Source organism: Mesorhizobium sp. M0678 (genome assembly GCF_040320505.1).
GTDB lineage: Bacteria > Pseudomonadota > Alphaproteobacteria > Rhizobiales > Rhizobiaceae > Mesorhizobium.
The window spans coordinates 136,046-161,761 of the sequence record NZ_JAMYPT010000010.1; the positions used below are offsets into that span (position 1 = coordinate 136,046).

The following is a 25,716-nucleotide window of genomic DNA, read 5'->3' on the forward strand; positions in this document are numbered from 1 at the left end:
GTTACACCAAGCGCCGGCAAAAAGGAAACGCTGCGAGGCGGGCGATCGGCCCGGCCTTGCGATGGGCCGTCTTCTTCACGTTTGCCACGCGGCCTGCAGCAGGCGCTGTCTCAGGCGCGGGGCGGCGAAGTCGAGGAATGCGCGCAGCTTCACCGGCAGTAGCCCTTGGCCGGCATGGACGAGGCTCACCGGCCATGGGTCGGGCTCAAACTCTTGCAGCACCGGGCGCAGCGTACCCGACCGGACTGCGGCGGCGATCTGGTAGGAAAGCAGCCTCGTCACGCCGACGCCGGCAATCGCCGCATCGATCGCTGCCTCAGCGGTGTTGACCCGTAGCCTGGAGCGGACCGGCACGGCGAATTCGGCCTTGCCGGTGGCGAAGGTCCAACTGGCAGCGGTGAGCCCTTCAAAGGTGATGGCACTGTGCGCTGCAAGCTCTTGCGGCGTTTTCGGCGTGCCGTGCTCGGCGAGATAGGCCGGGCTCGCGCAAACGACGCGGCGGATTGAACCCAGGCGGGTGGCGATCAGGCTCGAATCGGCAAGCTCGCCGATGCGGATGGCGAGGTCGATGTGCTCTTCGACCAACTGGGTTATCCGGTCGGCGAGTGTCAGCCGCACACCTACCTCAGGATAGACGGAGAGGAAGCTGGTGACGACCGGCAGCACATGCAGGCGGCCGAAGACGATCGGCGCAGTGACGATCAGTTCGCCGGTCGGGGCATTGTATTCGCCGGCGGCTATTCGCTCGGCCTCGCCGACCTCATCGAGAATGCGACGACAGGCGGCGAGATAGGCGTGGCCTGCATCGGTCAGCGACAGCTGCCGCGCCGAGCGGTTCAACAGCCGTGTCTTCAGGTGCTTTTCCAGGTCCGAAACCTTGCGGCTGACCGTCGTCAGCGGAATGCCGAAGCGGCGCCCGGCAGCCGAGAGGCTGCCTGTCTCTGCCGCGGCAACGAAAAGCGACATGGACTGGAGGCGATCCATAGCTCTCCCGAAAAGTTGCCCTCCCGAAAAACGGAAGGATAGATTGCAGATATGGCATCTGCATCTCGAAGATGGAAGGACCTATTTCCTGACTAGCAATGCAGCGCAGCTCGGCGCTTGAGGAGGCTTCCATGAACGCTCACACCAGCGATGTTGCTTTCACCCCGACGGTGAAGGCGATTCAGGCGCGCAAGGGCTCGCGCCAGGCCTATGCCCGTGTCGAGGAGCGTGGCGGCTGGCAGGCGGCAATCACGCCCGATCTCGCCGCCTTCATCGAGGCGCAGACCAGCGTCTTTCTGTCGACCGCCAATGCGGACGGGCAGCCTTACATCCAGCATCGCGGCGGGCCTGCCGGTTTCCTCAAGGTGCTCGACGAACGGACGATCGGCTTTGCCGATTTTTCCGGCAACAGGCAGTTCATCACCCAGGGCAACCTCAGCGACAACCGACAGGCTTTCCTATTCCTGATCGATTATGCGCACCGGCAGCGCATCAAGATCTGGGGCAAAGCGCAAGTCGTCGAGGGCGATGCCGAGCTGACGGCAAAGCTGATGCCGCAAGACTATAAGGCGCGACCCGAGCAGGTCATCCTGTTTACGGTTTCGGCTTGGGATTCAAATTGCTCGCAGCACATCCCGCAGCGTTTCGAAGCGGCCGACGTGGCGGCGGCGCTGGGCGAACGCGACAAGCGCATCGAACGGCTCGAACAGGAGATCGCACGCTTGCGCTCGGGTGCAGCAGCTAGGGAATAAAAGTGCCGGTGCCGTTCAGCTTCCGCCCGCGGCGTCGGCCAGCGTGACGCCGTTGGGCGATTGCTTCACCGGCATGATGCCGCGCGCCAGCGCCAGCAGGTATTTGTTATATTCGGTGAACAGCACGCGTAGCGCTTCTGGCTTGGTCAGCCAGCCGCCATTCTCGAGGTTGGTGTTGACCACCGGATAGGGTTCGAGCCTGGCGCCGTGCAGCAGCCGGCCCATTTCCAGCAGGCTGCGCGGCATGTGATAATTGTTGGTGACGAGAATGACCGTGCCGTAGGCATGGTCCTCGACCCATTTGGCACTTTCCTCGGCATTGCCGATCGTGTCGAGCGCGGCGCGGTCGATGTCGACGCAGCAGGAAAACAGCCTCTTGTCGCCGCCGGTCGCGGCCTGAAGCTGGCGGCGGCTGGCGGAGGGATGGACGCCGCTGATCAGCAGCCGCTCGCCCTTGCCTAACGCAAGCAGGCCCATCGCAGCGTCGAGGCGCGACTGGCCGCCGGTCAGCACGATGATAGCGTCGGCCCTTGCCGGATTGGCGGGCGTAGTCAGGCGGCTGACGGTATTGGCGAACCAGCCGAAGCCGGCGACAAACAGCGCCATAAAGGCGAGCAGAAGGAGAGCCGAGATGCGCAAAGAGCGGGCTGCCAGCAGCCGCCCATGTTTGGCGAACTGACCCGGCTTGGCAAATTCATCAGGCTCGGCGAATACAGGCGGGCGCGCAACCAGCACTGGCATGCATCCAGCGGTATCGGTCGAGTCCCGAACGTCCATCATGAAATGGTTAATCCCGAAATACGGCCTTTGGTAGGAAAAAAATGCAATTTTCGTGACGATGCGTTTTCATCCGTGATCGATCTTTCCTTTAGCCGGCGTCCGGCTGGCGAATGTCGATGTCGCTGAGATAGGTAACCACGGTGAAATGGGAGGTTGCCGCCGTCAGCGCGCCGATCACCAGCACCATGACAGCGACCCCGAGATAACCCGCCGAGCCGATGGCGAAATTGCCGAACAGGGCGGTCGCCTGGTCGGCCTGCGGCGTTGCCATGTTGCGTGACGACCACCAGGAGAAGACGATGAAGACCAGGATCGCCGCGCCGCCGCCTGCCGCGGCGCCCTTCATGCCGGTGACCAGAAAATGCCGGCGGAATTCGCGCGCGATGAAGCGCGCCTCGGCGCCGACAAAATGCAGCACCTCGATGATGTGGCCATTGCCGGCCATGGCGCCGCGCGTTGCGAACACAACGGTCAGCACCGTCGCCGACAGCATCAGCGCCAGCACTGCGACACCGATCGTTACCGTGGTGCGGGCCATGGCAACCAGCCGGTCGACCCAGGTGCGATGATCGTCGAGCGAGGCACTCGGCAGCTTCGGCGTGATCGCCGCGCGCAGTGCGGCGAAATCGGGCGGACTATTCTCGTCGATGGTGATGATGATCAAGCGCGGCACCGGCAGCTCATCGATGTTCAGGCCCGAGCCCAGCCAAGGCTCGAGCAGCCGGGCCGTCGCTTCGCGGTCGACGATCCGGGCGCTTTTCACGCCAGGGAATTCGCCGGCGATCTGCGAGGCCAGCGCAAGTGCGGCCTCCATGTCGAGGCCGTCGACCGGCTTGATCTGGATTGTCGCTTCGCGCGAGATCTGGTTCTCCCAGACGGAGGCGGTGTCACGCACCAGCGTGACGGCGCCAAACGTCAGGCAGGACAGAAACGTCATGATGGCGATGACCAGCACCAGCGCCCGGCCGGCGATGTTCTGCGCCGGCACGATCGGCGCCATTTTGCGCTGGACGCGGGGCTTTGCCGCCGCGGCGTCCTGACCCTCGAAATGTTCGACGGAGAGCTCAGTCATAGATGTCCAGCCTTCCGCCGGCCAGGATCATTCGCCGTGCGTCGACCTGTTCCATCAGGCCGAGGTCGTGTGTGGCGATCACCACGGCGGTGCCCAGCCGGTTGAGCTCGATGAACAACCGCAGCAAGCGTCGTGCCAGCGGCGGGTCGACATTGCCGGTCGGCTCGTCGGCGAGCAGGATCTCGGGCTGCTCGATCAACGCCCGGGCGATGGCGGCGCGCTGCTTCTCGCCGCCAGACAGCACCGGCGGCAGCACATGCATGCGCTCGCCGAGGCCGACCCATTTCAGCAGCTCGGTGACGTCGGTGCGATAGGTCGCCTCCTCGCGGCCGCGCACGCGCAGCGGCAACGCCACGTTCTCGTAGGTGGTCATATGGTCGAGCAGGCGAAAATCCTGGAACACCACGCCGATGCGTCGTCTCAGATGCGGCAATTCGGTACGCGAGATGCGCGAGCGGTCCTTGCCGAAAATGGTGATCAGGCCGCGCGTCGGCTTCAGCGACATGAACAAAAGCCGCAGCAACGTCGTCTTGCCGGCGCCTGAAGGTCCGCTCAGGAACTGAAAGGAGCGCTTCGGAATGTGCAAGGAGATGTCGCGGAGAATCTCCGGACCCATGCCATAGCGGAGGCCGACATTTTCGAAGCGGATCACTTTCGACGACCTGAAATTCTCGGCGGCAAGATGCCAGCCCTTTCTGTGGAAAGACCATCGGCCGGCATGGTTAACCGACGGTTAATTTGGGGGCTTTTCGAGCGAGTCACAGGGGTTCCGGTGGGGAAGCGTTAACCATTTCCGTTTACCCAAAAGAAACGAACAGCGAACAGGTGCGGTAGTGTTGGGCCATGATGGCTGAGGATCGAACCGCGCGCCCGGTTCCGGCGAAATCATGACCGATCCGGCCGCCGAGCCGGAACGCATCATGCGCGACGTGACCGCCGAGGTCATCGATGCCGATTATGAGGTGCTGCCCCGCCATTTTACACGTCCAGACTTTGCGCCGCCGCCTGCGCGCATGATGTCCATGCCTTCGATCGAAGGCATGGACATGTTGCGCAAGCCCGAAACCGCCGCCGAACGCCCGTTGTGGGTGCATGGTGGGCCGATCTTCTGGATTGTCGGCGTCGGTGCCGCCTTTGCCGCCTTCTGGATTTCGGGCGGCCATGCGCTGGTTCGTTAGAGCGGCGCCAGAAAATCAACAGGTCACCAGATAAACGATTCGCGACGCGCTGGGACATCCGACCGTTCGCGGGCGCCCTGCGAAGATTTGGCCTTGCCAGACGGCACGACATGCCTAGAAACAGGTTGAAGACCGTTTTCGGTCGGCTTCGCCTACAAGGCGATCATTTCTGGAAGGGCAGCCAATGCCAGTTGTGCGCGGCAAGGACATCGAAGTCCTGTTTTCGGCGTCCGCCATCGCGCGGCGAAACCTGGAACTTGCCAAGGAGATCGCCGGGCACGACTACCACGACCTTCTGGTAATCTCGGTGCTGAAGGGATCATTCATCTTCGCCGCCGATCTTATCCGTGCCATGCACGATGTCGGCCTGTCGCCGGAGGTCGAGTTCATCTTCATCTCCAGCTATGGCGCCGGCACGACCAGCGGTGAGGTGAGGGTGCTGCGCGACATCGACAACGAGGTCGCCGGTCGCGATGTGCTTTTGATCGATGACATTCTGGAATCCGGCAAGACGCTGAGTTTCACCCGCGACCTCATGCTGTCGCGCGGCGCGAGGAGCTGTGCCATCGCCGTGCTGCTCGACAAGCGCATGCGCCGCCAGACCACGCTCAACGCCGACTATGTCGGCTTCGACTGCCCCGATTATTTCGTCGTCGGTTATGGCATGGACGTCGCCCACGCGTTTCGCGAATTGCCCTTCGTCGGCATCGTCAAGGGCGACGCTTGAGGCCTTTTGATAATTCTACTCCGGCGGCCACCTGCCGGTGCTCTCGGACTCGAACGTCCGCTCCGCTCCGGTTCTCGAAAACCACGCCATCTGACTCGGCGGAGCGAATTCTGAAAAGGCCGCATCGACCTTCAGCGCCTTCAGGAAACATCAACTTTTCCCCGCCAAATATCCTGCCCATGGCAAAGCTCCTGATCGTCGAGGACGATGAATCCGTCCGCACTCTCGCCGCTCGCGCGCTCGAACGCGCCGGGCATAATGTCACTGTTGCCGCGGACGGCGCACATGGCCTTTCTCTGATCCGGACGGCGCAAGGGAGCTACGACCTTGTGCTGTCCGACATCCGCATGCCGGAGATGGACGGCATCGAGATGGCCAAGGCGGCAGCGGCGCTGTTCCCGGCGATGAAGATCATGCTGATGACCGGCTATGCCGACCAGCGCGAGCGCGCCGAGGAATTGGACGGCATTATTCTCGACGTCGTGCAAAAGCCGTTCACGCTGGCTGAAATCCGCGCCCGCGTCGAACAGGCGCTCGCCTGCTTCGCCTAAAGCCCAAGGCCGACCGCCTCAGGCAGGGTCGCAGGTCGCCGTAATGGCTGGCGCGCCGCTCAGGCGCCGGCTGGCATTGAGCGCAAACAGGCCGGCGCCGATGATGAGGGCTGCGCCCGCCGCCGTCGCTGGTCGCGGCACTTCGGCAAAGAACAGAAAACCCCATAGCGGCGACCAGATGATACCGGTGTATTCGAAGGTGGCGACGCTGTTGGCGGGCGCCAGCCGGTAGGCCTGCGACAACAGGATCATGCCGGCCGAGGCAACGAAGCCGCATGCCCCCATCTTGAGGAGATCCGGCGTCGCCGGCCAGACCCATGGCCGGACGAGGAATTCGAGGCTCGGATGCACGGCGTGGTCAATGCCTGCCAGCCAAAACAATGCCGCCGCCAAGGCGGCGCCGACCAGATAGGCGCCGTTCTGATAGAAAGCCATGACAGTCGAGGATTCGGTGTCGCCGATCTTGCGTGCCATCAGCTGCGAGAAACCGTAGAGCAAAGCCGAACCTAGCGACAGCAGCGCTGCCCAGTCGAACAAGCCGGCGCCCGGGCGCATCATCACCAGCACGCCGAGCATGCCGACCAGGACGGTGGCGAGCGCCTGCCAGGACACGCGTTCGCCGAGATAGGGGCCGGCCAACGCCATGATGAACAGCGGCGCCATGAAATAGAGCGCCACCGCGTCAGCCAGCGGCAGGGCGGCGATTGCCAGGTAGTAGGCCGTGTAGGAGGTGAACTGGATGAAGGCGCGCATCGTCAGCATGCCGAACCGCTTCGACAGGATCGCCTGGAATCCGACATCGGCGTGGACAAGGAAAACCAGGATCGGCAGGGCGACGATCGAGCGGATCGCCATCACCTCGGTGACCGGATAGTGGCTCGACACCGCCTTGACCAGCGGGTCCTGCAGCGAAAAGACCAGCACGCCGAGACAGAGGCTGAGGATGCCGAGCACAAGCCGATTCTGCATAGGCGCTCCTGTCTCCCGCGTGCGCGGCCGAAAGCAGGCCTGCATCCGGGTAAAAAGAACCCGCCACCGTTTCGGGCAGCGGGTACGAGTGAGGACTTTTGATTGGTCCGCAGCCGATTTCCCGGCCGCATATCCAATGGGTAAGGCGACTATCGTCCGCCGTTTGACATGTTGCAAACGAATTGGAATGATGCCAGCAATCAGATTTTCTTATGGCGGGCACATGCGACCCAATCTCGACAGCGACCTGTTGCGCACCTTCGTGGCGGTCGCCGACACCGGCAATTTCACCAAAGCGGCGGAGCGGGCCGGCCGCACCCAGTCGGCGGTCTCGATGCAGATGAAGAGGCTCGAAGGCATGATCGGCGACAGCCTGTTCGAGCGCGGGTCGCGCGGTGTAGCGTTGACGCAGCGCGGCGGCGAACTCATAGCCAACGCCAGGCGCATCGTTTCACTGCTCGACGAGACGGCGGCATCGATGGTCGCGGCGCCGCTTGGCGGGCCGGTGCGCATCGGTATCCCGGAGGAATATGGCCACGCGATCCTGTCGCGGGCACTCGGCGCCTTTGCCAAGCGCCATCCTCAGGTCGACATCACCGTCCGCTACGCGCATTCCGGTGCGCAGATCGCGGCGCTCGCTGCCGGCGAGCTCGATCTGGCGGTGGTGTTCGAATGGCAGGATCTGTCCGGCGGTGAGGTGCTGATGCATGACCCGACCGTATGGGTGACGTCGGAGCTGCATCACATGCATGAGGAGCGGCCGGTGCCGATCGCGCTCTACAACCGTGCCGGTTGGTGCAAGGATTTCGCTATAAAGTCGCTGGAACAGCGCGGTCTCGCCTATCGTGTCGCCTACACCAGCGATACCAATGGCGGCCTGCGGCTCGCCGTCACCTCCGGGTTGGCGATTGCGCCGATCTCGCGCAGCAACATCCCGGCCGGCTGCCGCGAGCTTACGGCCGCCGACGGGTTCGGCGACATCGATTCCTCGAACGTGGTGCTGCGGCGCAATCCGAACGCTTCCGGCGAGGCCATCGACGGCATGGAAGAGGCGATCCGCGAGGCGTTCACCAACCGTTAAAAGTGCCGCTCAGTCCGGCGGTGGCGGCCTCCACGGACCGCACGGCGATCTTCCGAATATTGGGGGGCAGCCTTACTTCAGCTCCAGCAACCGCTCCAGATAGCTGCGCTCGATATCGGGGCTGAGTGCGTTGCCGAGCCGCTTGCGGATCGCTTCGAGGATCTGGCGGGCACGCTGCACATCGATCTCGTCAGGCACTCTCACCGAACTTCCGTCATCGGGACCCTCGCTGGTGCGGGGCCGCCCGAGCGGGTCACGGTCGGCATTCTGCTGGCGTCCGCCCTGCCCGTTGCCGCCCTGGTCGCCTTGCATCGCCTGCAGTTGCTTCATCATGTCCTTGGCGCCCCTGCGCAAGGCTTCCAATGCGCGGCCCTGGTGACCGACGGCCTGATCGCCTTCGCCCTCGCCGAGCGCCTGTTCGGCATTGCCCATGGATTTGCCGGCCTCGCCAAACCCCTCATTGGGGTCAAGGCCCATGCCTTCGAGGCTCTTCCTCAATTGATCGAGCTCGCTCTGCAGCTTGCCCTGGCCTTCCTGCAATTGCTTCAGCGCGTCAGCAAATTCCTGCGGCGTCATCGGCTTCGGCCGGCCGAGCGGATCGCGGTCGTCACCCGGGACGGGCTTGCCCTCTTCGCCCATCGGGCCTGGCTCACCGTTCTCGCCGAGCTGCTCGTCGCGGTTCTGCCCGCGCTGTTGCTGGCCGCGCTGCATCTGGTCCATGCGGAAAGTGTCGTTCATCATCTCCTGCTGGCGCCGCATGATTTCGCCCAGCTTGTCCATCTGCTGGCGCATCTCGCTGTCCTGCTGACCGCCCTGTTGCTGGCGGCCTGCCTGCAGATTGTTCATCATGTCCTGCAGCTCCGACAGCAATTGCTGCGCCTGGTCGCGATTGCCGGATTTCGCCAGGTTCTCGATCTGGTCCATCATGCGGTCGATGTCGCTCTGGCGCAGTTCCTGGCCGTTCTGCTGCATCTGTGGCGCATTCGGATTCTGCTGCGCCCGCGCCGCGAATTCCTGCAGGAACTGGTTCATCGCCTCGCGCAGTTCCTTCATCGCCTTCTCGATCTCTTGGTCGCTGGCGCCGTTCTTGATCGCATCCTGCAGCGCCTGCTGCGCTTGGCGCAGCCGCTTCTCGGCCGCCGACAGATTGCCTTCCTCAATGCCGAGCGCGATCTCCCAGAGGTAAGCGACCTCGTCGCGCAACTGGTCGTCGCTGTCTGCCATCTTCAGCCGGGTGCGGGCGCTCATGATGGCGAGGTAGTGCGCCATGTTGTCGAACGTGTCTTCCGGCCTGAGCGTGATTGCATCCATCAGGTCGAGCACGCGGTCCTTGGCATAGGCGTCGAGCGCCAGTATGCGGCGCTGCTCGACCACAGCCCGCGCCAACGGGTTGGAGAATTGCCGCTCCGGCATCACCAGCGTCTTGGTTTCGCTGGTCGCCGTGTGTCCGGCACCGTCGGTGGCGACAAGCGACAGCTTGACGTTGCCACCTGCCCAGACATGGTCGGTCAGATCCTTCGTCGACTTAGCGGCATTGGCCTTGCCGCCGCGGCGCGGCAACGTCAGCGGCATTTCCGGCGGGCCATAGAGCGGATGCGCGTTGGGCACTTGCGGGTCGGCCAATGCGAAAACCGCCTTGGCGGAGGCCGCGCCATAGTCGTCGTCGATCTGGTAGTTGAGTTCGAAGGCGCCGTTGACGGCGCGCTTCGGTTCGCCGACAAAGCGGATCTGCGGCGGCTTGTCGGGAATTATGGCGAAGGCCCAGCGGCCGAGCTCGCCGTCGCTGGACTGCAGCGTCAGCGTGCCGTCGGCCGTTAACTTGCCGCTGAACTGGCGCACGGTGGAAGGCGTTGCCGGACTTGCCTCAGTCTTGGCGGCTTGCGGCCCGGTCGGATCGATGGCGCGGGTGTTGCCGCCGGTGTCGGCGTAGCTCAGCGTTTCCTCGCCCGAACCGCCGGTGACGCGCAGCGACACATCGCTGCCCTCCGGAACCGTGAAGGTCGGCAGCGCTTGAGTCGCGTTGTTGGCCAGGACCGGGGCGTTCAGGAATACCGGCGGCCTGCCGGTATAGGCCGGCGGCGTCACCCAGGCATCAATGCGCGGCGGCACGACGTCGCGGGCGGCACGGGCAACAAAACCGTCGCTCAGCCTGCCGCCCGATGGCCCGAAGGAGAAGGCAAAGGCAGTGACCAACAAAAGCGCGGCAACGGCGCGCAGCGCCCACGGGTCGCGTTCCGGCACGCGTGTGCGCGGCACGTCGCCGCCAAGCTCGCCCAGCCGGTCCGCCATGCGCCGCTGATGCTCGCGCCACAGGGCTTGCGAAAAAATGCTTTCCTTGCCGCTCGGGCGATCGGTCTGGACCTGCACCGGGCTGTGCAGCAATCGGTTGGCCGCCTCGATGCGGCGGTCGACCTCGGCACTGGATGGCGTGCGGAAGAAACGCAGTGGATAGAGTGCGGCAAGCGCTGCGACGCCGAATGCCGTGATAAGACCGATCCGCGCCAGATCGGGCAAAAATGGGAACAGGCCGAGCCACGAAATGCTGAGGAACAGGCTGGCGACGATGATCAGTGGCAGCAGCAATGGCCAGCCGCGTTCGACGATTATCGAGACCTGCGTCCCCAGCCGGCTCAAGGCAAGGCGCCTGGCCAGACTGCGATCGCTGGTGAAAATGGGTCGTTGTGTCATCGGCCCTTCCTGGCCGGGCGGGATAGCCCAGGCCTCACGAGTCTATCGCATGGGCCCGAAAAGTCGATTTTCGGGAAGCACGATGCGAAGACCTAAAATCTTAGCGCACTCCGTGCGTCCAAGCGGATGCACATCGCCCTAAGGATACCAACAAACACGGCGAAGGCGAGGCGGTTCCCCAAAACGTGAACAATAATGCCCCGGATATTGTCAGAATTTCGCCGGATTGGCGTTTGCGCCGCAGACCAGTACGGCAACGCGCTCGCCTGCAGCCGGTGCGTAGCGGCCGGACAGGAGCGCCGCGAAGGCGGCCGCACCGCCCGGCTCGGAGATGATTCGCACGCGGTCCCACAGCGCCGCCTGGGCGGCGATAATGTCGTCGTCGCCGACCAGGATCGAGCGCTCGACGAATGCCTCGGCGATAGGAAACATCATTTCGCCGACACGCTTTGGCGCGAGCGAATCGGCGGCGATGCCCTCAGCCGGCGCGTCGACGGGTCGGCCCGCCTCGAAGGCGCGATGAAGCGTCGGCGCACCCTCCGGCTCGACCGCGATTATCCTGATGCGGCCGGAAAACCAGGCAGCGATGCCGCCGATCAGCCCGCCGCCGCCGACGGCGACCAGCAGGGTGTTGAGCTTCGGCAGGTCGGCCTCGATCTCGAGGCCGAGCGTGCCTTGCCCGACCAGCGTCTCCTCCTGGTTGAAGGCGTGGATCTGCAGCGCGCCGGATTTTTCGGCGAAGCTCTCGCTGGCGGCCAGCGCCTCGGCATAACGGGCGCCGCCGACGATCAACTCGGCGCCGTAGCCGCGGATGCGGTCCAGCTTGGCCTGCGGGCTCACTTCGGGAACAAAGATGGTCGCCTTGTGGCCGAGCCGCATGGCGGCATAGGCGACGGCGGCACCGTGGTTGCCGCCCGATGCGGCGACGACGCCGGCCGCAGGAACCGGCCGTTCGAGGAGATTGGTGAACGCACCACGTGCGTTGAACGAGCCGGAATGCTGCAAGCACTCAAGCTTCAGGTCGACAGGCAGAGGCGGGCGGCCGAAATCGGCCATGTCGACGCGCAGCACCGGCGTGTGGCGCACGAAGGGCCGGATGCGGGGTTCTATCGCCGCAATGCGCTCGCGTGTGATCGTGTGGCCGTGCAGCATGCTTTCACTCCCAGAGTTGACATTCAGAGTTGACATAACTTAGTAACTTGGCAAAGTGCCTAAATGCAAGAGATCGATGTCTTCAAAGCAATCGCCAACGAGCGCAGGCTGCAGATCCTCGATTGGCTGAAGGACCCGCGAGCGCATTTTCCGTCGCAGACGGACGGCGATCTGGTCGAGGACGGCGTCTGCGCGCTGCTGATCGCGGAAAAGCTGGGGATCACCCAGGCAACGCTCAGCGAGCATATGCGCGTGCTCACCCAGGCAGGGCTTTTGCGCAGCAAGCGCATCAAGCAGTGGATATTCTATCGCCGGAATGAGGACAGAATCGCCGAGACCAGGGCGCTCATTCAGCACCGGCTGTAGCTGCAGAGTTCTACTCCAACCAGTCCGGCACCGAGTCCAGTCCGATCAGCTCGTCATAGGTCTGGCGCGGGCGCACAACGTGGAAGCGGTCGCCGTCGACCAGCACTTCCGGTACCAGCAGCCTGGTATTGTAGGTGCCGGCCTGAACGGCGCCATAGGCGCCGGCGGTGGAGACAGCGATCAGGTCGCCGGATTTCAGCCGGGGCAGGTCACGGTCGAGCCCGAGATAGTCGCCGGTCTCACAAACCGGGCCAACGACGTCGACCTTCATGCGTGGTGCAGCGGCCGGCTGCTGCGACACCGGCCTGATGTCGTGGAAAGCGTCGTAAAGCGTCGGCCGGATCAGGTCGTTCATCGCGGCGTCTACGACGAGGAAGTTCTTGGCGTCGCCCTCCTTCACGAAGATCACCTGCGAGACCAGGATGCCGGCATTGCCGACGATCAGCCGGCCTGGCTCGAACATCACTTTCAGCCCAAGTTTGGCAACATGCTTCCTGACGATCTGGGCATAGGCATCGGGCAAAGGCGGCGGGTTGTTGTTGACGCGGTAGGGAATGCCAAGGCCGCCGCCGACATCGATGTGCTCGATGGCATGACCGTCGGAGCGCAAGGCGCCGACCAACTCCACCAGCAGCGCAAAGGCGTCGTCGAAGGGCTGCAATTCGGTGATCTGGCTGCCGATATGGGTGTCTATGCCGGTGACCTTGATGCCCGGCAGCTCAGCCGCGCGCGCATAGACCTTCCGCGCATGCTGCCACGGAATGCCGAACTTGTTCTCGGCCTTCCCAGTCGAAATCTTCTTGTGCGTCCTGGCGTCGACATCCGGATTGATGCGCAGCGAGATCGGCGCGACCTTGCCCAGCGCGGTGGCGCGGGCCGACAGCAGCTCCAGCTCCGGTTCGGATTCGACGTTGAAGCAGAGAATGCCGGCCGAGAGTGCGAAATCCATTTCGCGCGCGGTCTTGCCGACGCCCGAAAACAAGATCTTGCTTGCCGGGATGCCGGCCGCCAAAGCGCGGCGCAATTCGCCCTCCGAGACCACGTCGGCGCCGGCGCCGAGCCTTGCCAGCACCCTCAGCACGGCCTGGTTGGAATTCGCCTTCATGGCATAGCAGACGAGAGCATCGAGCCCGGCAAAGGCCTCGGTGAAGACGCGAAAATGCCTGGTCAGCGTCGCCGTCGAATAACAGTAGAACGGCGTGCCGACGCTGGCGGCGATGTCTGATATCGCCACGTCCTCGGCATGCAGCGCGCCGTCGCGGTAGTCGAAATGGTTCACGAGATTGGTCCGAAATCAGAGCAGCGGGTCGAGGATGAATTTCTTGTCCTCGACAGGTTTTTCCGGCTCCGGCGGCAAAGGTTGCTTGGCCTTCTCGGCGTCCTTGCGGGCCTGCACGGCTGCCGCGTACGGCGTGTCGAGCGCAGCCTTCCTGCCGCAGGCCGCAACGGTGGCCATTGCCGCCAGCAGCGTCAGCGTCACCAAAATCCTGCTTCCGGTCATCGTGCCATCCGTCCGAAACTGTTGCCCGCAGCCGCTTCTAGCCGAGTTTTGCGGCCATTGCACCCCGCGTCTTACGCCTTGGCGAGCCGCTTTTTCCAGTAGCGGATCTGCTTGCGCACCTCGGACGGCGCGGTGCCGCCGAAGCTCGTGCGGCTCTTTACAGAATTCTGCACGGCAAGAACCGAAAACACGTCGGCGCTGATACCGGGGTGAATGGACTGCAGATCCTCCAGCGAAAGCCTGTCGAGCCCGATCTTCCTGTCCTCGGCCAGCGCCACCGCCCGGCCAGTGATATGGTGCGCCTCGCGGAACGGCAGGCCGAGCGTGCGCACCAGCCAGTCGGCGAGGTCGGTCGCAGTCGAATAGCCGGCGCCGGCCGCCTTTTTCATCGCAGCAGTGTTCACCATCATGTCGCGCACCATGCCGGTCATTGCCGCCAGCATCAGGTCGAGCGTCTCGGCCGCGTCGAAGACGGATTCCTTGTCTTCCTGCATGTCCTTGCCATAGGTCAGCGGCATGCCCTTCATCACCGTCAGCAGGCCGACGAGATGGCCGGTGACGCGGCCGGTCTTGCCGCGCACCAGTTCGGCAGCGTCCGGGTTCTTCTTCTGCGGCATGATCGACGAACCCGTCGAGAAACTATCCGATAGCCTGACGAAGCCGAATTGCGGCGTCGACCAGATGATGATCTCTTCGGCCAGCCGCGACAGATGCGTCGCGCAGATCGCCGCCAAGCCCAGGAACTCGAGCGCGAAATCGCGGTCCGAAACACTGTCGAGCGAATTGCGCATCGGCTCGCGGAAGCCAAGCGCCTTCGCCGTCTGGTGCCGGTCGATGGAAAAGCTGGTGCCGGCAAGGGCGGCGGCGCCGAGCGGGCTTTCATCCATCCGCTCAATCGCATCGCGGACGCGCGACAGGTCGCGTGCAAACATCTCGACATAAGCCATGCAGTGGTGGCCGAAGGTCACCGGCTGCGCCGCCTGCATGTGGGTGAAGCCCGGCATCACCGTTGCCGCATGCTCCTCGGCCCGATCCAGGAACGCCGTGATCAGGCCCTTCAGCGCCTCGGCGACACGAAAGCATTCGTCCTTGACCCACAGCCTGAGGTCGACCGCCACCTGGTCGTTGCGCGAGCGGGCGGTATGCAGGCGGCCGGCGGCGGGGCCGATCAAATCGGCCAGACGGGCCTCGACATTCATGTGGATGTCTTCCAGCCTGGTCGAGAACTCGAAGGTGCCGGCCTCGATCTCTGCCAGGATCGTGTTCAGCCCGTGAGCGATTTTTTCTTGATCGGCCGCCGAAATAATGCCCGTTTGCGCCAGCATCTGGCTATGGGCGATCGAGCCGCGAATATCCTGCGCATAGAGTTTGCGGTCGAACGAGATCGACGCGTTGATCGCTTCCATGATTGCGGCCGGACCCGAGGCAAAACGTCCGCCCCACATCTGGTTGCTGGCCTTCTTGTCGTTCATCGCTATAACCCGTGCTCCGGAGCAGTTTTTGCAAAATGGCAGACGGCAATAGATTTTTCCCGGCTTTGCGTCTCATCCTCGCCGCTTTGGTTGCGGGCGTGCTGGCCGGCGCGGTCGCGGTATATGTCAGGGAAAGCAGTTCTGGCAACAAGGCGCCCGCGCAAGTGGCCGCCGGCGGCGGCAAGGACGACGTCGCCTGCGCCGCCAAGACCGACCGTGCCAAGAAGATCGCCGCCGCTGCCACCGGCCAAGTTGCCGCGCTTTTGCCGGCGGATCCGCCGCAATCGCTGAAAAGCCTTGCCTTCAACGGCCCCGACGGCAAGCCGACGACGATCGCCGATCATGCCGGCAAGACGGTGCTGCTCAATCTGTGGGCGACATGGTGCGCACCTTGCCGCGCCGAAATGCCGGCGCTCGATGCGCTGCAGAAGGAGATGGGCAGCGATGCGTTTCAGGTTGTTGCCGTCAACGTCGATGCCGGCGACGATGCCAAACCGAAGAAGTTCCTGGAGGACACCGGCGTCAAGTCGCTCGGCTACTATCGCGATGCCACGATGGCGCTGTTCAACGACGTCAAGACGCGCGGCCTGGCGCTCGGTCTGCCGGTCACCATGCTGATCGATGGGCAAGGCTGCCTGATCGCCCATATGAATGGCCCGGCCGAATGGTCGGGGCCGGATGCCAAGCGTCTGGTCGAGGCGGCGCTTCAGCCGGGATAGGCTCAGACCGTGCGCAGGCGCGGCTTGAGCACGGCAATGCTTGCGCCGCGTCGGCTGGCGGTGCGGATTGCCGGAGAGGCCACGCCCGTCAGTTCCCCGAATGTCTCGATCGGAGCCGGTTTGCCGAGGTAGTAGCCTTGCCCGATCTCGCAAGCCTCGGCGTCCAGGAACTGCAATTCACCCGGCGTCTCGATACCTTCTGCCAGAACCGGTAGGCCGAGACCGCGTCCAAGCCCCAGCACGGCGCGAACGATCGCCGCGAACTGGGCGTTCTTGTCGACCGATTTGATGAACGACCCGTCGATCTTGATCTTGTCGAAGGGAAAGGCGCTGAGGTTGGACAGCGAAGAATAGCCGGTGCCAAAATCGTCCATCGCCACATGCACGCCAAGCGCCTTGACCTGCCTCAAGGTTGCCAGCGCGCGCGGCATGTCCTTCACCAGGGCCGTTTCGGTGATCTCCAGTTCGAGCCTGCCGGGGGCCAGGCCGGATCTCGTCAATGCGTCGTGCACCTTGCGGCTGAAGTTCGGATTGTGAAGTTGCACGGCGGAGACGTTGACGGCGACCATCAGCGGGTTTGTCCAGCGAGCAGCATCGTTACAAGCCGTCGTCAGCACCCAGTCGCCTATCTGCGCGATAGCGCCACTGTCCTCGGCCACGGGGATGAAAACGGCCGGAGAAATGTCACCCCGCTCAGGGTGCTGCCAACGGACCAGGGCTTCGAAGCCGATCATCCTGCCGCCGCGGATCTCCTTCTGCGGCTGATAGACGAGGTGGAACTCCTTGCGGGCGATCGCCTGGCGCAATTCATGCTCCATCACGCGCTTGTCGCGGGCCGCGGTGCCCATGGCTATCTCGAAAAACCGATAAGTGTCCCTGCCTTCGGTTTTGGCGCGATGGAGTGCCGTGTCGGCATGGCTGATCAGGCCGGCCTGGTCTTCGGCATCCAGCGGAAAGAAGGCGATGCCGATGCTGGCCGAGACGAGGCCGGAGCCGACCGAAACCCTGTTTTCCTCCCGGATCGCCGCCAGCAAGTCCTCGGCTATCCGGCCTGCGGCCAGGGGGTCGGGGAGGTTCGGAGCTATGATGGCAAATTCATCGCCGCCGAGACGCGCGAGCATCTGTCCGTGGCGCGGGATGCCGGAAATGCAGTGCGCCAGCTTCTGCAGCATAGCATCGCCGGCCCCGTGGCCATAGAGGTCGTTGACTTGCTTGAACCGGTCAAGGTCAAGCAGCAGGAGCGCCAGATGTCCATCCTTGCCGCCACGATCCATCGAGGCGAATTCTGCTTCCAGCCGGGAAGAAAAGCTCCGCCGATTGGCAAGCCCGGTAAGCGGATCGAAATGCGCGAGGCGGAGGATCTCTTGTTCTGCCTTCTTGCGCTCACGGATGTCGCGAACGGCAAGCACCGTATGAGGCCTGCCGCAGTAGGTTATTTTCCTGGCGATCAGCTCGACAGGAATTCTCGCCCCGTCGCTGCCTCTTAACTTCGCTTCCTGCGCCTGTTCGCCGAAGCCGGACATATCGGCTGCGCTCTGTCCGTCGAAAAGCTCGCCGAATTGCATCGTGTTCAGGGTGGCTGTCGCTGTTCCGGTCAGCTTCGCCATACTGTCATTGGCGCTGACAATGCGGGTGCCATCGCAAACGATCAGACCTTCCACCGCCGCATTGGCGAGATCGTGCATGCGATCGGCCTCGAGCTTCTGGCGGCGAAAGCGCAGGTCGATCCATAGCGCGGCACCCGATAGCACAAGGATTATCAGGCTGGCGACCGCTGCGGCAAAGGCCTGGGAAATGGGCTCGATGGAATGTTCGGATATTTCAATCGAGGAGTCCGGAATGATCGACACCGCGGCCATCGCGATGAAATGCAAGCTGCAAATCGCCAGCGTCAAAAGCGCGGCGCCGCCGAAAGTCGCGAGCGCTGACGGACGGCGCAAGACGACAAGGAGCGCCAGTGCCGCGAGGGTCACGCCGGCCAGAAGCGATATCGCGACAAGGAGCAGGTTCCATACGACCCGGCCTTCGACCTCGAAAGCTGCCATGCCGATGTAGTGCATCGTCGCGATGGCGCCGCCCAGAATGGCGCCACCGACGAGGAAATGGTCGATGCCGCGGCGCAAGGTGGCGACCCACATCCCAAGCGCGGTCATGATAACGGCGGCGGCAAGCGAAAAGGCGGATAATCCCGGATTGTATGCGTTCGGGATTCCCGGCGTAAACGCGGTCATGGCGATGAAATGCGTCGCCCATATGCCGAACCCGGTCGAGGCCGCGGCGATCATCAGCCAGACAAGCCGGTTTCGCTCGGTCGATCGGCCGACATGCTTAAGGAGATTAACCGCTGAGAAGCAAGAAATTCCACAGACGAGTGCGGCGAGCGCAACCAGTCTCGGATCGTGCTGACTTACAATACAATTATAGACCGTCAGCATCCTGGTTCACTCGGTCTGCCAAAACTAACAGGGGAGGTGTGACTGATTAGCTCTTGGAGATTTTAACGAATGGTTAACCCGCGGGCCATGAGGCGGGTCTTTTCGGGGGAAAACCGACGCGCCGCTGCGCCGAAAAGACGGTGATGTGATTTCTGGCGCCCGGTTTCGGTAGCGAGTGCACTTTAGGAAGGAATGATGTTCATTGATCCGCAATAAAACCGTTGTCCGATTGTCATCAGCGCCACATATTGGCTTTGCGGAAGTGCCCCTTTCGCCAATGACAAACGGGAGATGAAACATGAAGTTCTTCGGCTTTGCGGCCGGTATCGCCGCGACCGTGACCCTGCTTTCCACCACCTCCGCCTTCGCCGTCACGCAGATCAGCTGGTGGCACGCCATGACCGGCGCCAACGCCGAGGTCGTCGCCAAGATCTCCAAGGATTTCAACGCCAGCCAGAGCGACTATGAGCTCGTTCCGGTGTTCAAGGGCACCTATCCGGAGACGCTGAATGCCGGCATCGCTGCCTTTCGTGCCGGGCAAGCGCCCGATATCCTCCAGGTGTTCGACGTCGGCACCGGCGTGATGATGGCGGCCGAGGGTGCGATAAAGCCGGTGGCCGATGTGATGACCGGCGCCGGGATGACTTTCGACAAGAGCCAGTATCTGCCCGGCATCGTCGGCTATTATTCGAAGCCGGACGGCACCATGCTATCGTTCCCCTACAACTCTTCCTCGCCGATCCTCTACTACAACAAGGACATCTTCCAGAAGGCAGGCCTCGACGTGAACAATCCGCCCAAGACGTGGAACGAGGTGTGGGAAGCTGCCAAGAAGATCAAGACGAGCGGCGCCTCCCCTTGCGGCTATACCTCGACCTGGCTGACCTGGATCCACCTGGAGAATTTCGCGGGGTGGAATGACGTGCCTTGGGCCACCCAGCAGAATGGCCTGGCCGGCGGTGATGTCGAACTCAAGATCAATGCGCCGATTTTCGTCAACCACTTCCAGGCGCTCGCTGACCTGGCCAAGGACGGCACATTCAAATATGGCGGACGCACCTCCGAAGCCAAGCAGATATTCCTCGCCGGCGAATGCGGCATCTTCACCGAATCGTCGGGCGGCCTCGGCGATATCGTCAAGTCCGGCATGAACTATGGCATCGGCCAGCTTCCTTACGACAGTGACGCCAAGGGTGCCCCGCAGAACACGACGCCGGGCGGTGCCAGCCTCTGGGTGTTCGGCAACAAGTCGGACGAGGAATACAAGGGTGTCGCCGCCTTCTTTGCCTATCTGTCCAAGACCGATGTGCAGGAATATCTGCACCAGAAGTCGGGATACCTGCCTGTGACGCTCGCCGCGTATGAGGCGACGAAGAAATCAGGCTTCTATGACAAGAACCCCGGCCGCGAGACACCCATCCTGCAGATGATCGGCAAGTCGCCGACCGACAATTCGAAGGGCGTGCGCCTGCCGAATCTGCCGCAGGTGCGCGATATCCAGAACGAGGAGCTGGAGAAGATGCTGGCCGGCCAGCAAACCGCCCAGCAGGCACTCGACAATGCGGTTGCGCGCGGCAACGCGGCGATCAAGGAAGCGCTGGAGAACTGACGGGATTATCTCGGTTAGTCGGTTGGAATATCGCCCACGCGAGCTCGCGTGGGCGATACCTGGATAGCGAGGGAAATCAGCCTGTCTCCACGCGTCGTCTTTCCCAACAAGATCCTGCCCTACCTGCTGGTGGCGCCACAACTCGCCATCACCCTGGTTTTCTTCTACTGGCCGGCCGGTCAGGCGCTTTACCAGTCGATGCTCAGGCAAGACCCGTTCGGGCTGAAGAGCAGGTTCGTCTGGTTTGCCAATTTCCGGAAGGTGCTGGCCGATCCGGCCTACCTCAACTCGATCAAGGTCACAGTAGTGTTCTCTCTTGCGACCGCGATCGTTGCCATGGTTGTGGCCCTGCTGCTCGCGGTCATGGCCGAGAAGGCCGTGCGCGGCAAAGGCCTCTACCGCACACTGCTGATATGGCCTTACGCCGTGGCGCCGGCGATTGCCGGCATGCTTTGGCTTTTCCTGTTCAATCCCTCGATCGGCTCGTTGGCCTATTTGCTGAGAAGCCTCGGCATCGTATGGGACCCGCTGCTCAACGGCACCCACGCCATGATCCTGCTGGTGTCGGCTGCTGCCTGGAAGCAGATCAGCTACAACTTCCTGTTCTTCGTCGCCGGCCTGCAGGCGGTGCCGAAAACGCTGATCGAAGCGGCGGCCATGGACGGCGCCGGCGAAACCAAGCGCTTCTGGACCATCGTCTTCCCGCTGCTTGCGCCGACAACCTTTTTCCTGCTGGTCGTCAACACCGTCTATGCCCTGTTCGACACGTTCGGCATCGTTCATGCCGTCACCGGCGGCGGGCCGGGCAAGACGACCGAGACGCTGGTCTACAAGGTCTACAATGACGGCTTCGTCAATCTGATCCTGGGCGATTCGGCGGCGCAGTCGGTCATCCTGATGGCCATCGTCATTGCGCTCACAGCGATCCAGTTCCGCTATGTGGAACGCAAAGTCCATTACGGCTGAGGGTAGCGATGATCGGCCAGTCCCCGCTCCGCACCTTCATCGCCCATGCCGTGCTCATCCTCGGCATATTGATCGTGGCTTTTCCGATCTACTACACCTTCGTTGCCTCGACGCACACGCTGCAAACGATCCTCAGGCCGCCCCTGCCGCTCTTGCCCGGCGGCCAGCTATGGAACAATTACAGCGAGGCGCTGTTCGGCGGCATCGGTCGTATCGGCGGGGTCAGCGTCGGCAGGCTGCTCCTCAACACCACGATCATGGCGCTCGGCGTTGCGGTGGGAAAGATCTTCATCTCGATCCTGTCGGCCTACGCGATCGTGTTCTTTCGCTTTCCGCTGCGCATGACCTTCTTCTGGCTGATCTTCATCACCTTGATGCTTCCAGTCGAGGTGCGCATCCTGCCGACCTACAAGGTGATGGTCGATCTCGGCATGATCGACACCTATGCCGGCCTGATCGTCCCGCTGATCGCCTCAGCCACCGCAACGCTGCTGTTTCGCCAGTTCTTCATGACCATACCGGGCGAATTGGTCGAGGCGGCGCGTGTCGACGGTGCCGGGCCATGGCGCTTCTTTTTCGATATTCTGGTGCCGCTGTCGCGGACAAACATCGCCGCGCTGTTCGTGATCCTCTTCATCTATGGCTGGACGCAGTATCTTTGGCCGCTGCTCGTCACCAACAGCAACGACATGAATACCATCGTCATCGCGCTGAGAAAGATGGTTTCCTTCGCCGATGCCGACACCCAATGGCACCTGGTGATGGTCACGGCAATGCTGGCCATCGTGCCGCCGATCCTGGTGGTCGTGCTGATGCAACGCTGGTTCGTGCGCGGTCTGGTCGAATCCGAAAAGTGAGAAGCCGATGGCGACCGTGGATCTGAAGGATGTCAGGAAAATCTATCCCAGCGGCGTCGAGGCCGTGAAGGGCGTTTCCATCGCCATTCCCGACAAGGAGCTTTGCGTGCTGGTCGGCCCCTCCGGCTGCGGCAAGTCTACGCTGCTGAGGATGATCGCCGGGCTGGAGACGATTTCTGCCGGTACAGTCGCCATCGACGGCAAGGTGGTCAACGCCATTGGCCCGACCGAGCGCGACATCGCCATGGTGTTCCAGAACTACGCGCTCTACCCACATATGAAGGTCTATGACAACATGGCCTATGGCCTGCGCAACCGCGGCACGCCGAATGACGAGATCGACAGCAGGGTACGCTCGACTGCCAAGGTGCTGGAGCTTTCGGCGCTGCTCGACCGGCGCCCGCGCGAGCTTTCCGGCGGTCAGCGCCAGCGCGTCGCCATGGGTCGCGCCATCGTGCGCAACCCGAAGGTCTTCCTGTTCGACGAACCGCTGTCCAACCTCGATGCGAAATTGCGCGGGCAGATGCGCATCGAGATCAAGAATCTGCAGCGCTCGCTTGGCGTCACCTCGGTTTATGTCACGCACGACCAGCTTGAGGCGATGACGCTGGCCGACATCCTCGTCGTCATGAACGCCGGCCTGGTCGAGCAGACCGGCGCGCCGCTTGATGTGTACGAGAAACCGGCCTCGACCTTCGTCGCTTCGTTCATAGGCGCACCGCCGATGAATCTGCTGGCGCTCACAGGGGCCTCCCCAAGCTCGGTATTGGCGGACGGTACTGTGATTGGCTTGGCGCCTCGACAGGGCAAGGCAGTGACACTAGGCTTTCGTCCGGAGGACGCCGATATCACCTTCGCGGCAGAGGCGCCGGCCGGCGCGCTCGCGCTGCCGGCAACAGTGGAAGCGGTCGAACCGGTCGGTGCCGAAAGCTTTCTCCATTGCGTGGCAGCCGGCAGCCGCATCGTGGTGCGCGTCTCAGGCCGCGCCAGCGCCAAGCCAGGCGACCAATTGCGCGTCGTGGCTAGGTCCGAAAAGCTGCATTGGTTCGATCAGGCGGGCAAACGGGTCGATTGAAGTCGGCCTTGCGCAAAACCGTTCAGGCAAACACATGCGCCTTGCCCGACACGGTCAGCCGGACGATCTCGCCGATCGCCGGCGCGTCCATGCCCGGCTTGCGCAGGATCAACGGCGTATTGCCGATGGCGGCGGCGTCGGGCGGATCGGGGCTGTTCAACAGACGCACCGCGATGGTGCACATCGAGCCGGCGAACTCCGATTCCGTCACCTCGCCGAACAGCATGTCCGGCGTGCCGGACATGCCTTCACGCGATGTGCGTTTCAGCAACACCTGCTCCGGCCGCAGCATGATGCGGGCGACGTCGCGCCGCTCCGAGCTGTCGACAGCGATGCGGCCGAGCGGCGAGATGGCGAAGCCATCGGCGATCCTTGCCGGCAGGACGATGGCGTCGCCAAGGAACTCGGCGACCATCCTGTCCTTCGGCTTGAAATAGAGCTCGCGCGGCGTGCCGACCTGCGAGAATTTGCCGTCGCGCATCACCGCGACCTGGCTGGCGAATGACAGCGCCTCGGCCTGGTCGTGGGTGACCAGGATGGTGGTGATGCCGGCGGTTTCAAGGAGCTCGGCCACGGCCTTGCGCATCGAGGCGCGCAGGCCGGTGTCGAGCGCCGAGAACGGCTCGTCGAGCAGCATCAGCCGCGGCTTCATGGCCATGGCGCGGGCGAGCGCGACGCGCTGCTGCTGGCCACCGGAGAGTTCGTGCGGACGGCGCTTCAGGATACCTTTGTCCAGCCCGACGACATAGGCGAGCTCGGCGATGCGCTCACTGCGCTTTTCCTCGTGACGCCCCATGCCGAAGCCGATATTGGCGGCGATGCTCAGATGCGGGAATAGAGCGCCGTCCTGCGCCACCAGCCCGATGCCGCGGCGATGCGCCGGCACGGCCGTGTCGCCTTCGGCCAGCACCTCGCCATCAAGCACGATGCGGCCCTGGTCCGGCGCCTCGAAGCCGGCGATCAGCCGCAGCAAGGTGGTCTTGCCGCAACCGGACGGCCCGACGACAGCCGTACGGCTGCCGCTGGCCACGCTGAGGTCGACGCCGGCAAGTGCTGCGACCGGCCCGTAGTGCTTGTGGATGCCGCTCAGCTCGAGAAAGCTCATCGCCCGGCCATCCGCTTCGACTGGACGTAGAGCAACCAGGTCAAAGGCAGCGACATCGCCACCATGATCAGGGCATAAGGCGCCGCCGACGCATAGTCGATCTCGCCGCTATAGGACCAGAACGCCATGGCCAGCGTGCGGGTGCCGTTGGGCGCCAGCATCTGGGTTGCGGTCAATTCGTTCATGATACCCAGCGCGACCAACGCCATGCCGGCTGCGGCGCCCGGCGCCGACAGGCGGATGGTCGTCGACCACAGCGCCTTGAGCGGCGACCGGCCGAGGCTGGAGGCGGCGCGTTCGAGCTCGACCGGCGCCTGTGCGATCGACGCCCTGAGGCTAATCAGGGCGCGCGGCAGGAACATCAGCGCATAGGCGACCAGGATGGTGAACAGGGTCTGGTAGAGCGGCATGGCGATACGCACGGCGATGGTGACCAGCGCCAGGGCGATGACAACGCCGGGCAACGCGCCGACGATATAGTTGCAGCCCTCCAGGACGCGTTGCAGCCGCCCCGGCGCGCGGATCGAAATCCACGCCATCGGCATTGCCGCGACGGTGGCGAGCAGCGCGCCGGCAATTGCTAGGAACAGCGTTTGGCCAAGCGCCAGGCCGATCTCGTCGAGCCGCCAGACATCGGCGCCGCCGGCCATGAGCCAGCGGCCGATAGTGGCGAACGGCACGCCGAGCGCCAGCAGCGTGGTAATGGCAGGCAGCAGCAGGCAAGGAATGGTGGCGCGCCCAAGGCCCGTGCGCTGCTGCTGGCGCGCAGCACCCGAACCGACGCGGGCATAGCGCTCCTCGCCGCGCACCAGCACCTCCAGCCCGAGCAGCACAAGGCAGCAGGTCACCAGCACGCCGGCCAGCATGTTGGCGGCGGGACCGTTGAAGGTCGACTGAAACTGGTCGACGATCGCGGTGGTGAAGGTGTCGAAGCGGATGAAGACATAGAGCCCGTATTCGGCCAGGAGATGCAGGCCGACCAGCAGGGAGCCGCCGCAAATGGCGAGCCGGAGCTGCGGCAGCACGACACGCCTGAACACACGCCACGGGCCGAGACCAAGGGCTGCCGCTGCATCCTCGAGAGCGGGATCGAGCCGGCGCAATGCCGCCGCCACCGGCAGATAAAGGAAGGGGAAATAGGCGATGACCGACACAAGCACGCCGGCCCACAGCCCGTGCAGTCTGGGCACCATGGTGACCCAGGCGTAACTGTGGACGAAGGCCGGAATGGCGAGCGGCGCCACCGACAGCCAGGCCCATAGGCGGGCACCCGGCAGATCGCTGCGCTCGGTCAGCCAGGCCAGCATGACCGACAGCACGATCGAGATCGGCACCGCCAACACCACAAGCAGGCTGGTGTTGACCAGAAGTTCGCCGACGCGCGGCCTGAACACCAGCGCCGCCACCGTTTCCCAGCCGGTCTGCACCGCCACCCAGACGATGAAGGCAAGCGGCAGCAGCGCGAAAAGCGAGACAAAGACGGCAGCCAACGCAATCCATGAGACCGACCAACGACGTGCCCGCACGGCCTTGGCGTCGGCCGGCAAGCCTGGGCGTGCGAGATCGATCGCGGATTGCATCAGATCAGACGTTGCGCCAGCTCCGCCCGGAGGCGGAAACGATCGGCGGCGGATAATCTCGCGGGTAGCTTGTGGTCATAGGCAAATGCCATCTTGA

The 25,716-nt window shown here is 63.5% G+C and carries 24 protein-coding genes; 11 read left to right on the forward strand and 13 right to left on the reverse strand.

All coding sequences use genetic code 11. The features are described from left to right. Positions 1-75 precede the first annotated feature (75 nt). The gene (locus NKI29_RS19445; RefSeq protein ID WP_352570569.1) at positions 76-984 is read right to left on the reverse strand and encodes a LysR family transcriptional regulator; all 909 of its coding nucleotides are present in this window, start codon (positions 982-984) and stop codon (positions 76-78) included. 131 nt (positions 985-1,115) lie between these two features. Here NKI29_RS19445 and NKI29_RS19450 point away from each other — a divergent pair, with 131 nt between their 5' ends. Continuing rightward, on the forward strand, positions 1,116-1,736 hold the full coding sequence (locus NKI29_RS19450) for a pyridoxamine 5'-phosphate oxidase family protein (RefSeq protein ID WP_352797016.1): 621 nt from the start codon (positions 1,116-1,118) through the stop codon (positions 1,734-1,736). A 15-nt stretch (positions 1,737-1,751) separates the two neighbouring features. On the opposite strand, the gene NKI29_RS19455 is transcribed toward NKI29_RS19450, so the two are convergent. The 3 genes from NKI29_RS19455 to ftsE form a co-directional block, all read right to left on the reverse strand. Then, entirely contained in the window at positions 1,752-2,516 is a 765-nt protein-coding gene (locus tag NKI29_RS19455; RefSeq protein WP_352570567.1) for a YdcF family protein, read from the reverse strand. 88 nt (positions 2,517-2,604) lie between these two features. Next, complete coding sequence (locus tag NKI29_RS19460; RefSeq protein WP_352570566.1) at positions 2,605-3,588, reverse strand: cell division protein FtsX; 984 nt, start codon at positions 3,586-3,588, stop codon at positions 2,605-2,607. Further along, a complete protein-coding gene (gene ftsE / locus NKI29_RS19465) occupies positions 3,581-4,240 on the reverse strand; it encodes a cell division ATP-binding protein FtsE (RefSeq protein ID WP_352570565.1) in 660 nt (219 codons plus the stop codon). The genes NKI29_RS19460 and ftsE overlap by 8 nt, the downstream gene beginning before the upstream one ends. 235 nt (positions 4,241-4,475) lie before the next feature. Here ftsE and NKI29_RS19470 point away from each other — a divergent pair, with 235 nt between their 5' ends. The 3 genes from NKI29_RS19470 (at position 4,476) to NKI29_RS19480 (ending at position 6,044) form a co-directional block, all read left to right on the forward strand. Then, complete coding sequence (locus NKI29_RS19470; protein ID WP_352570564.1) at positions 4,476-4,766, forward strand: hypothetical protein; 291 nt, start codon at positions 4,476-4,478, stop codon at positions 4,764-4,766. A 184-nt stretch (positions 4,767-4,950) separates the two neighbouring features. Next, a complete protein-coding gene (hpt, locus tag NKI29_RS19475) occupies positions 4,951-5,493 on the forward strand; it encodes a hypoxanthine phosphoribosyltransferase (RefSeq protein WP_254816654.1) in 543 nt (180 codons plus the stop codon). A 179-nt stretch (positions 5,494-5,672) separates the two neighbouring features. Further along, entirely contained in the window at positions 5,673-6,044 is a 372-nt protein-coding gene (locus NKI29_RS19480) for a response regulator (protein ID WP_352570563.1), read from the forward strand. Between the two features lie 18 nt (positions 6,045-6,062). On the opposite strand, the gene NKI29_RS19485 is transcribed toward NKI29_RS19480, so the two are convergent. Continuing rightward, a complete protein-coding gene (locus NKI29_RS19485) occupies positions 6,063-7,013 on the reverse strand; it encodes a DMT family transporter (RefSeq protein WP_352570562.1) in 951 nt (316 codons plus the stop codon). Positions 7,014-7,236: 223 nt separating this feature from the next. On the opposite strand from NKI29_RS19485, the gene NKI29_RS19490 reads away from it, so the two are divergent. Next, positions 7,237-8,094 (forward strand): LysR substrate-binding domain-containing protein, encoded by an 858-nt coding sequence (locus NKI29_RS19490; RefSeq protein WP_023677927.1) that lies wholly within the window; start codon positions 7,237-7,239, stop codon positions 8,092-8,094. 72 nt (positions 8,095-8,166) lie between these two features. Here NKI29_RS19490 and NKI29_RS19495 read toward each other — a convergent pair whose 3' ends face one another. After that, complete coding sequence (locus NKI29_RS19495) at positions 8,167-10,782, reverse strand: TIGR02302 family protein (RefSeq protein ID WP_352797018.1); 2,616 nt, start codon at positions 10,780-10,782, stop codon at positions 8,167-8,169. Positions 10,783-10,992: 210 nt separating this feature from the next. Then, complete coding sequence (locus NKI29_RS19500; RefSeq protein ID WP_352797021.1) at positions 10,993-11,934, reverse strand: threonine/serine dehydratase; 942 nt, start codon at positions 11,932-11,934, stop codon at positions 10,993-10,995. 63 nt (positions 11,935-11,997) lie between these two features. Here NKI29_RS19500 and NKI29_RS19505 point away from each other — a divergent pair, with 63 nt between their 5' ends. Beyond that, entirely contained in the window at positions 11,998-12,300 is a 303-nt protein-coding gene (locus tag NKI29_RS19505; RefSeq protein ID WP_352646661.1) for an ArsR/SmtB family transcription factor, read from the forward strand. 10 nt (positions 12,301-12,310) lie between these two features. On the opposite strand, the gene lysA is transcribed toward NKI29_RS19505, so the two are convergent. From lysA to argH, 3 genes are all read right to left on the reverse strand, one after another. Then, complete coding sequence (lysA, locus tag NKI29_RS19510; protein WP_352797023.1) at positions 12,311-13,579, reverse strand: diaminopimelate decarboxylase; 1,269 nt, start codon at positions 13,577-13,579, stop codon at positions 12,311-12,313. Positions 13,580-13,594: 15 nt separating this feature from the next. After that, positions 13,595-13,801, reverse strand: a complete 207-nt coding sequence (locus NKI29_RS19515; protein WP_023677931.1) for a hypothetical protein — start codon at positions 13,799-13,801, stop codon at positions 13,595-13,597. Between the two features lie 71 nt (positions 13,802-13,872). Next, positions 13,873-15,273: an argininosuccinate lyase gene (argH, locus tag NKI29_RS19520; RefSeq protein WP_352570557.1), complete on the reverse strand. Its 1,401-nt coding sequence runs from the start codon at positions 15,271-15,273 to the stop codon at positions 13,873-13,875. 35 nt (positions 15,274-15,308) lie between these two features. Here argH and tlpA point away from each other — a divergent pair, with 35 nt between their 5' ends. After that, on the forward strand, positions 15,309-15,992 hold the full coding sequence (tlpA, locus tag NKI29_RS19525; RefSeq protein WP_023677933.1) for a thiol:disulfide interchange protein TlpA: 684 nt from the start codon (positions 15,309-15,311) through the stop codon (positions 15,990-15,992). 2 nt (positions 15,993-15,994) lie between these two features. On the opposite strand, the gene NKI29_RS19530 is transcribed toward tlpA, so the two are convergent. Continuing rightward, a complete protein-coding gene (locus NKI29_RS19530; protein ID WP_352646656.1) occupies positions 15,995-18,427 on the reverse strand; it encodes a bifunctional diguanylate cyclase/phosphodiesterase in 2,433 nt (810 codons plus the stop codon). Between the two features lie 298 nt (positions 18,428-18,725). Here NKI29_RS19530 and ugpB point away from each other — a divergent pair, with 298 nt between their 5' ends. From ugpB to ugpC, 4 genes are all read left to right on the forward strand, one after another. Further along, positions 18,726-20,036: a sn-glycerol-3-phosphate ABC transporter substrate-binding protein UgpB gene (gene ugpB / locus NKI29_RS19535; RefSeq protein ID WP_352570556.1), complete on the forward strand. Its 1,311-nt coding sequence runs from the start codon at positions 18,726-18,728 to the stop codon at positions 20,034-20,036. An 81-nt stretch (positions 20,037-20,117) separates the two neighbouring features. Beyond that, entirely contained in the window at positions 20,118-21,002 is an 885-nt protein-coding gene (gene ugpA, locus NKI29_RS19540) for a sn-glycerol-3-phosphate ABC transporter permease UgpA (RefSeq protein ID WP_023677936.1), read from the forward strand. Positions 21,003-21,010: 8 nt separating this feature from the next. Continuing rightward, entirely contained in the window at positions 21,011-21,859 is an 849-nt protein-coding gene (gene ugpE, locus NKI29_RS19545; protein WP_352570555.1) for a sn-glycerol-3-phosphate ABC transporter permease UgpE, read from the forward strand. Positions 21,860-21,866: 7 nt separating this feature from the next. Further along, positions 21,867-22,934 (forward strand): sn-glycerol-3-phosphate ABC transporter ATP-binding protein UgpC, encoded by a 1,068-nt coding sequence (ugpC, locus tag NKI29_RS19550; RefSeq protein ID WP_352452447.1) that lies wholly within the window; start codon positions 21,867-21,869, stop codon positions 22,932-22,934. A 22-nt stretch (positions 22,935-22,956) separates the two neighbouring features. On the opposite strand, the gene NKI29_RS19555 is transcribed toward ugpC, so the two are convergent. Beyond that, positions 22,957-24,039: an ABC transporter ATP-binding protein gene (locus NKI29_RS19555; protein WP_352570553.1), complete on the reverse strand. Its 1,083-nt coding sequence runs from the start codon at positions 24,037-24,039 to the stop codon at positions 22,957-22,959. After that, on the reverse strand, positions 24,036-25,619 hold the full coding sequence (locus tag NKI29_RS19560) for an ABC transporter permease (RefSeq protein ID WP_352570552.1): 1,584 nt from the start codon (positions 25,617-25,619) through the stop codon (positions 24,036-24,038). The genes NKI29_RS19555 and NKI29_RS19560 overlap by 4 nt, the downstream gene beginning before the upstream one ends. Positions 25,620-25,716: the final 97 nt, after the last annotated feature.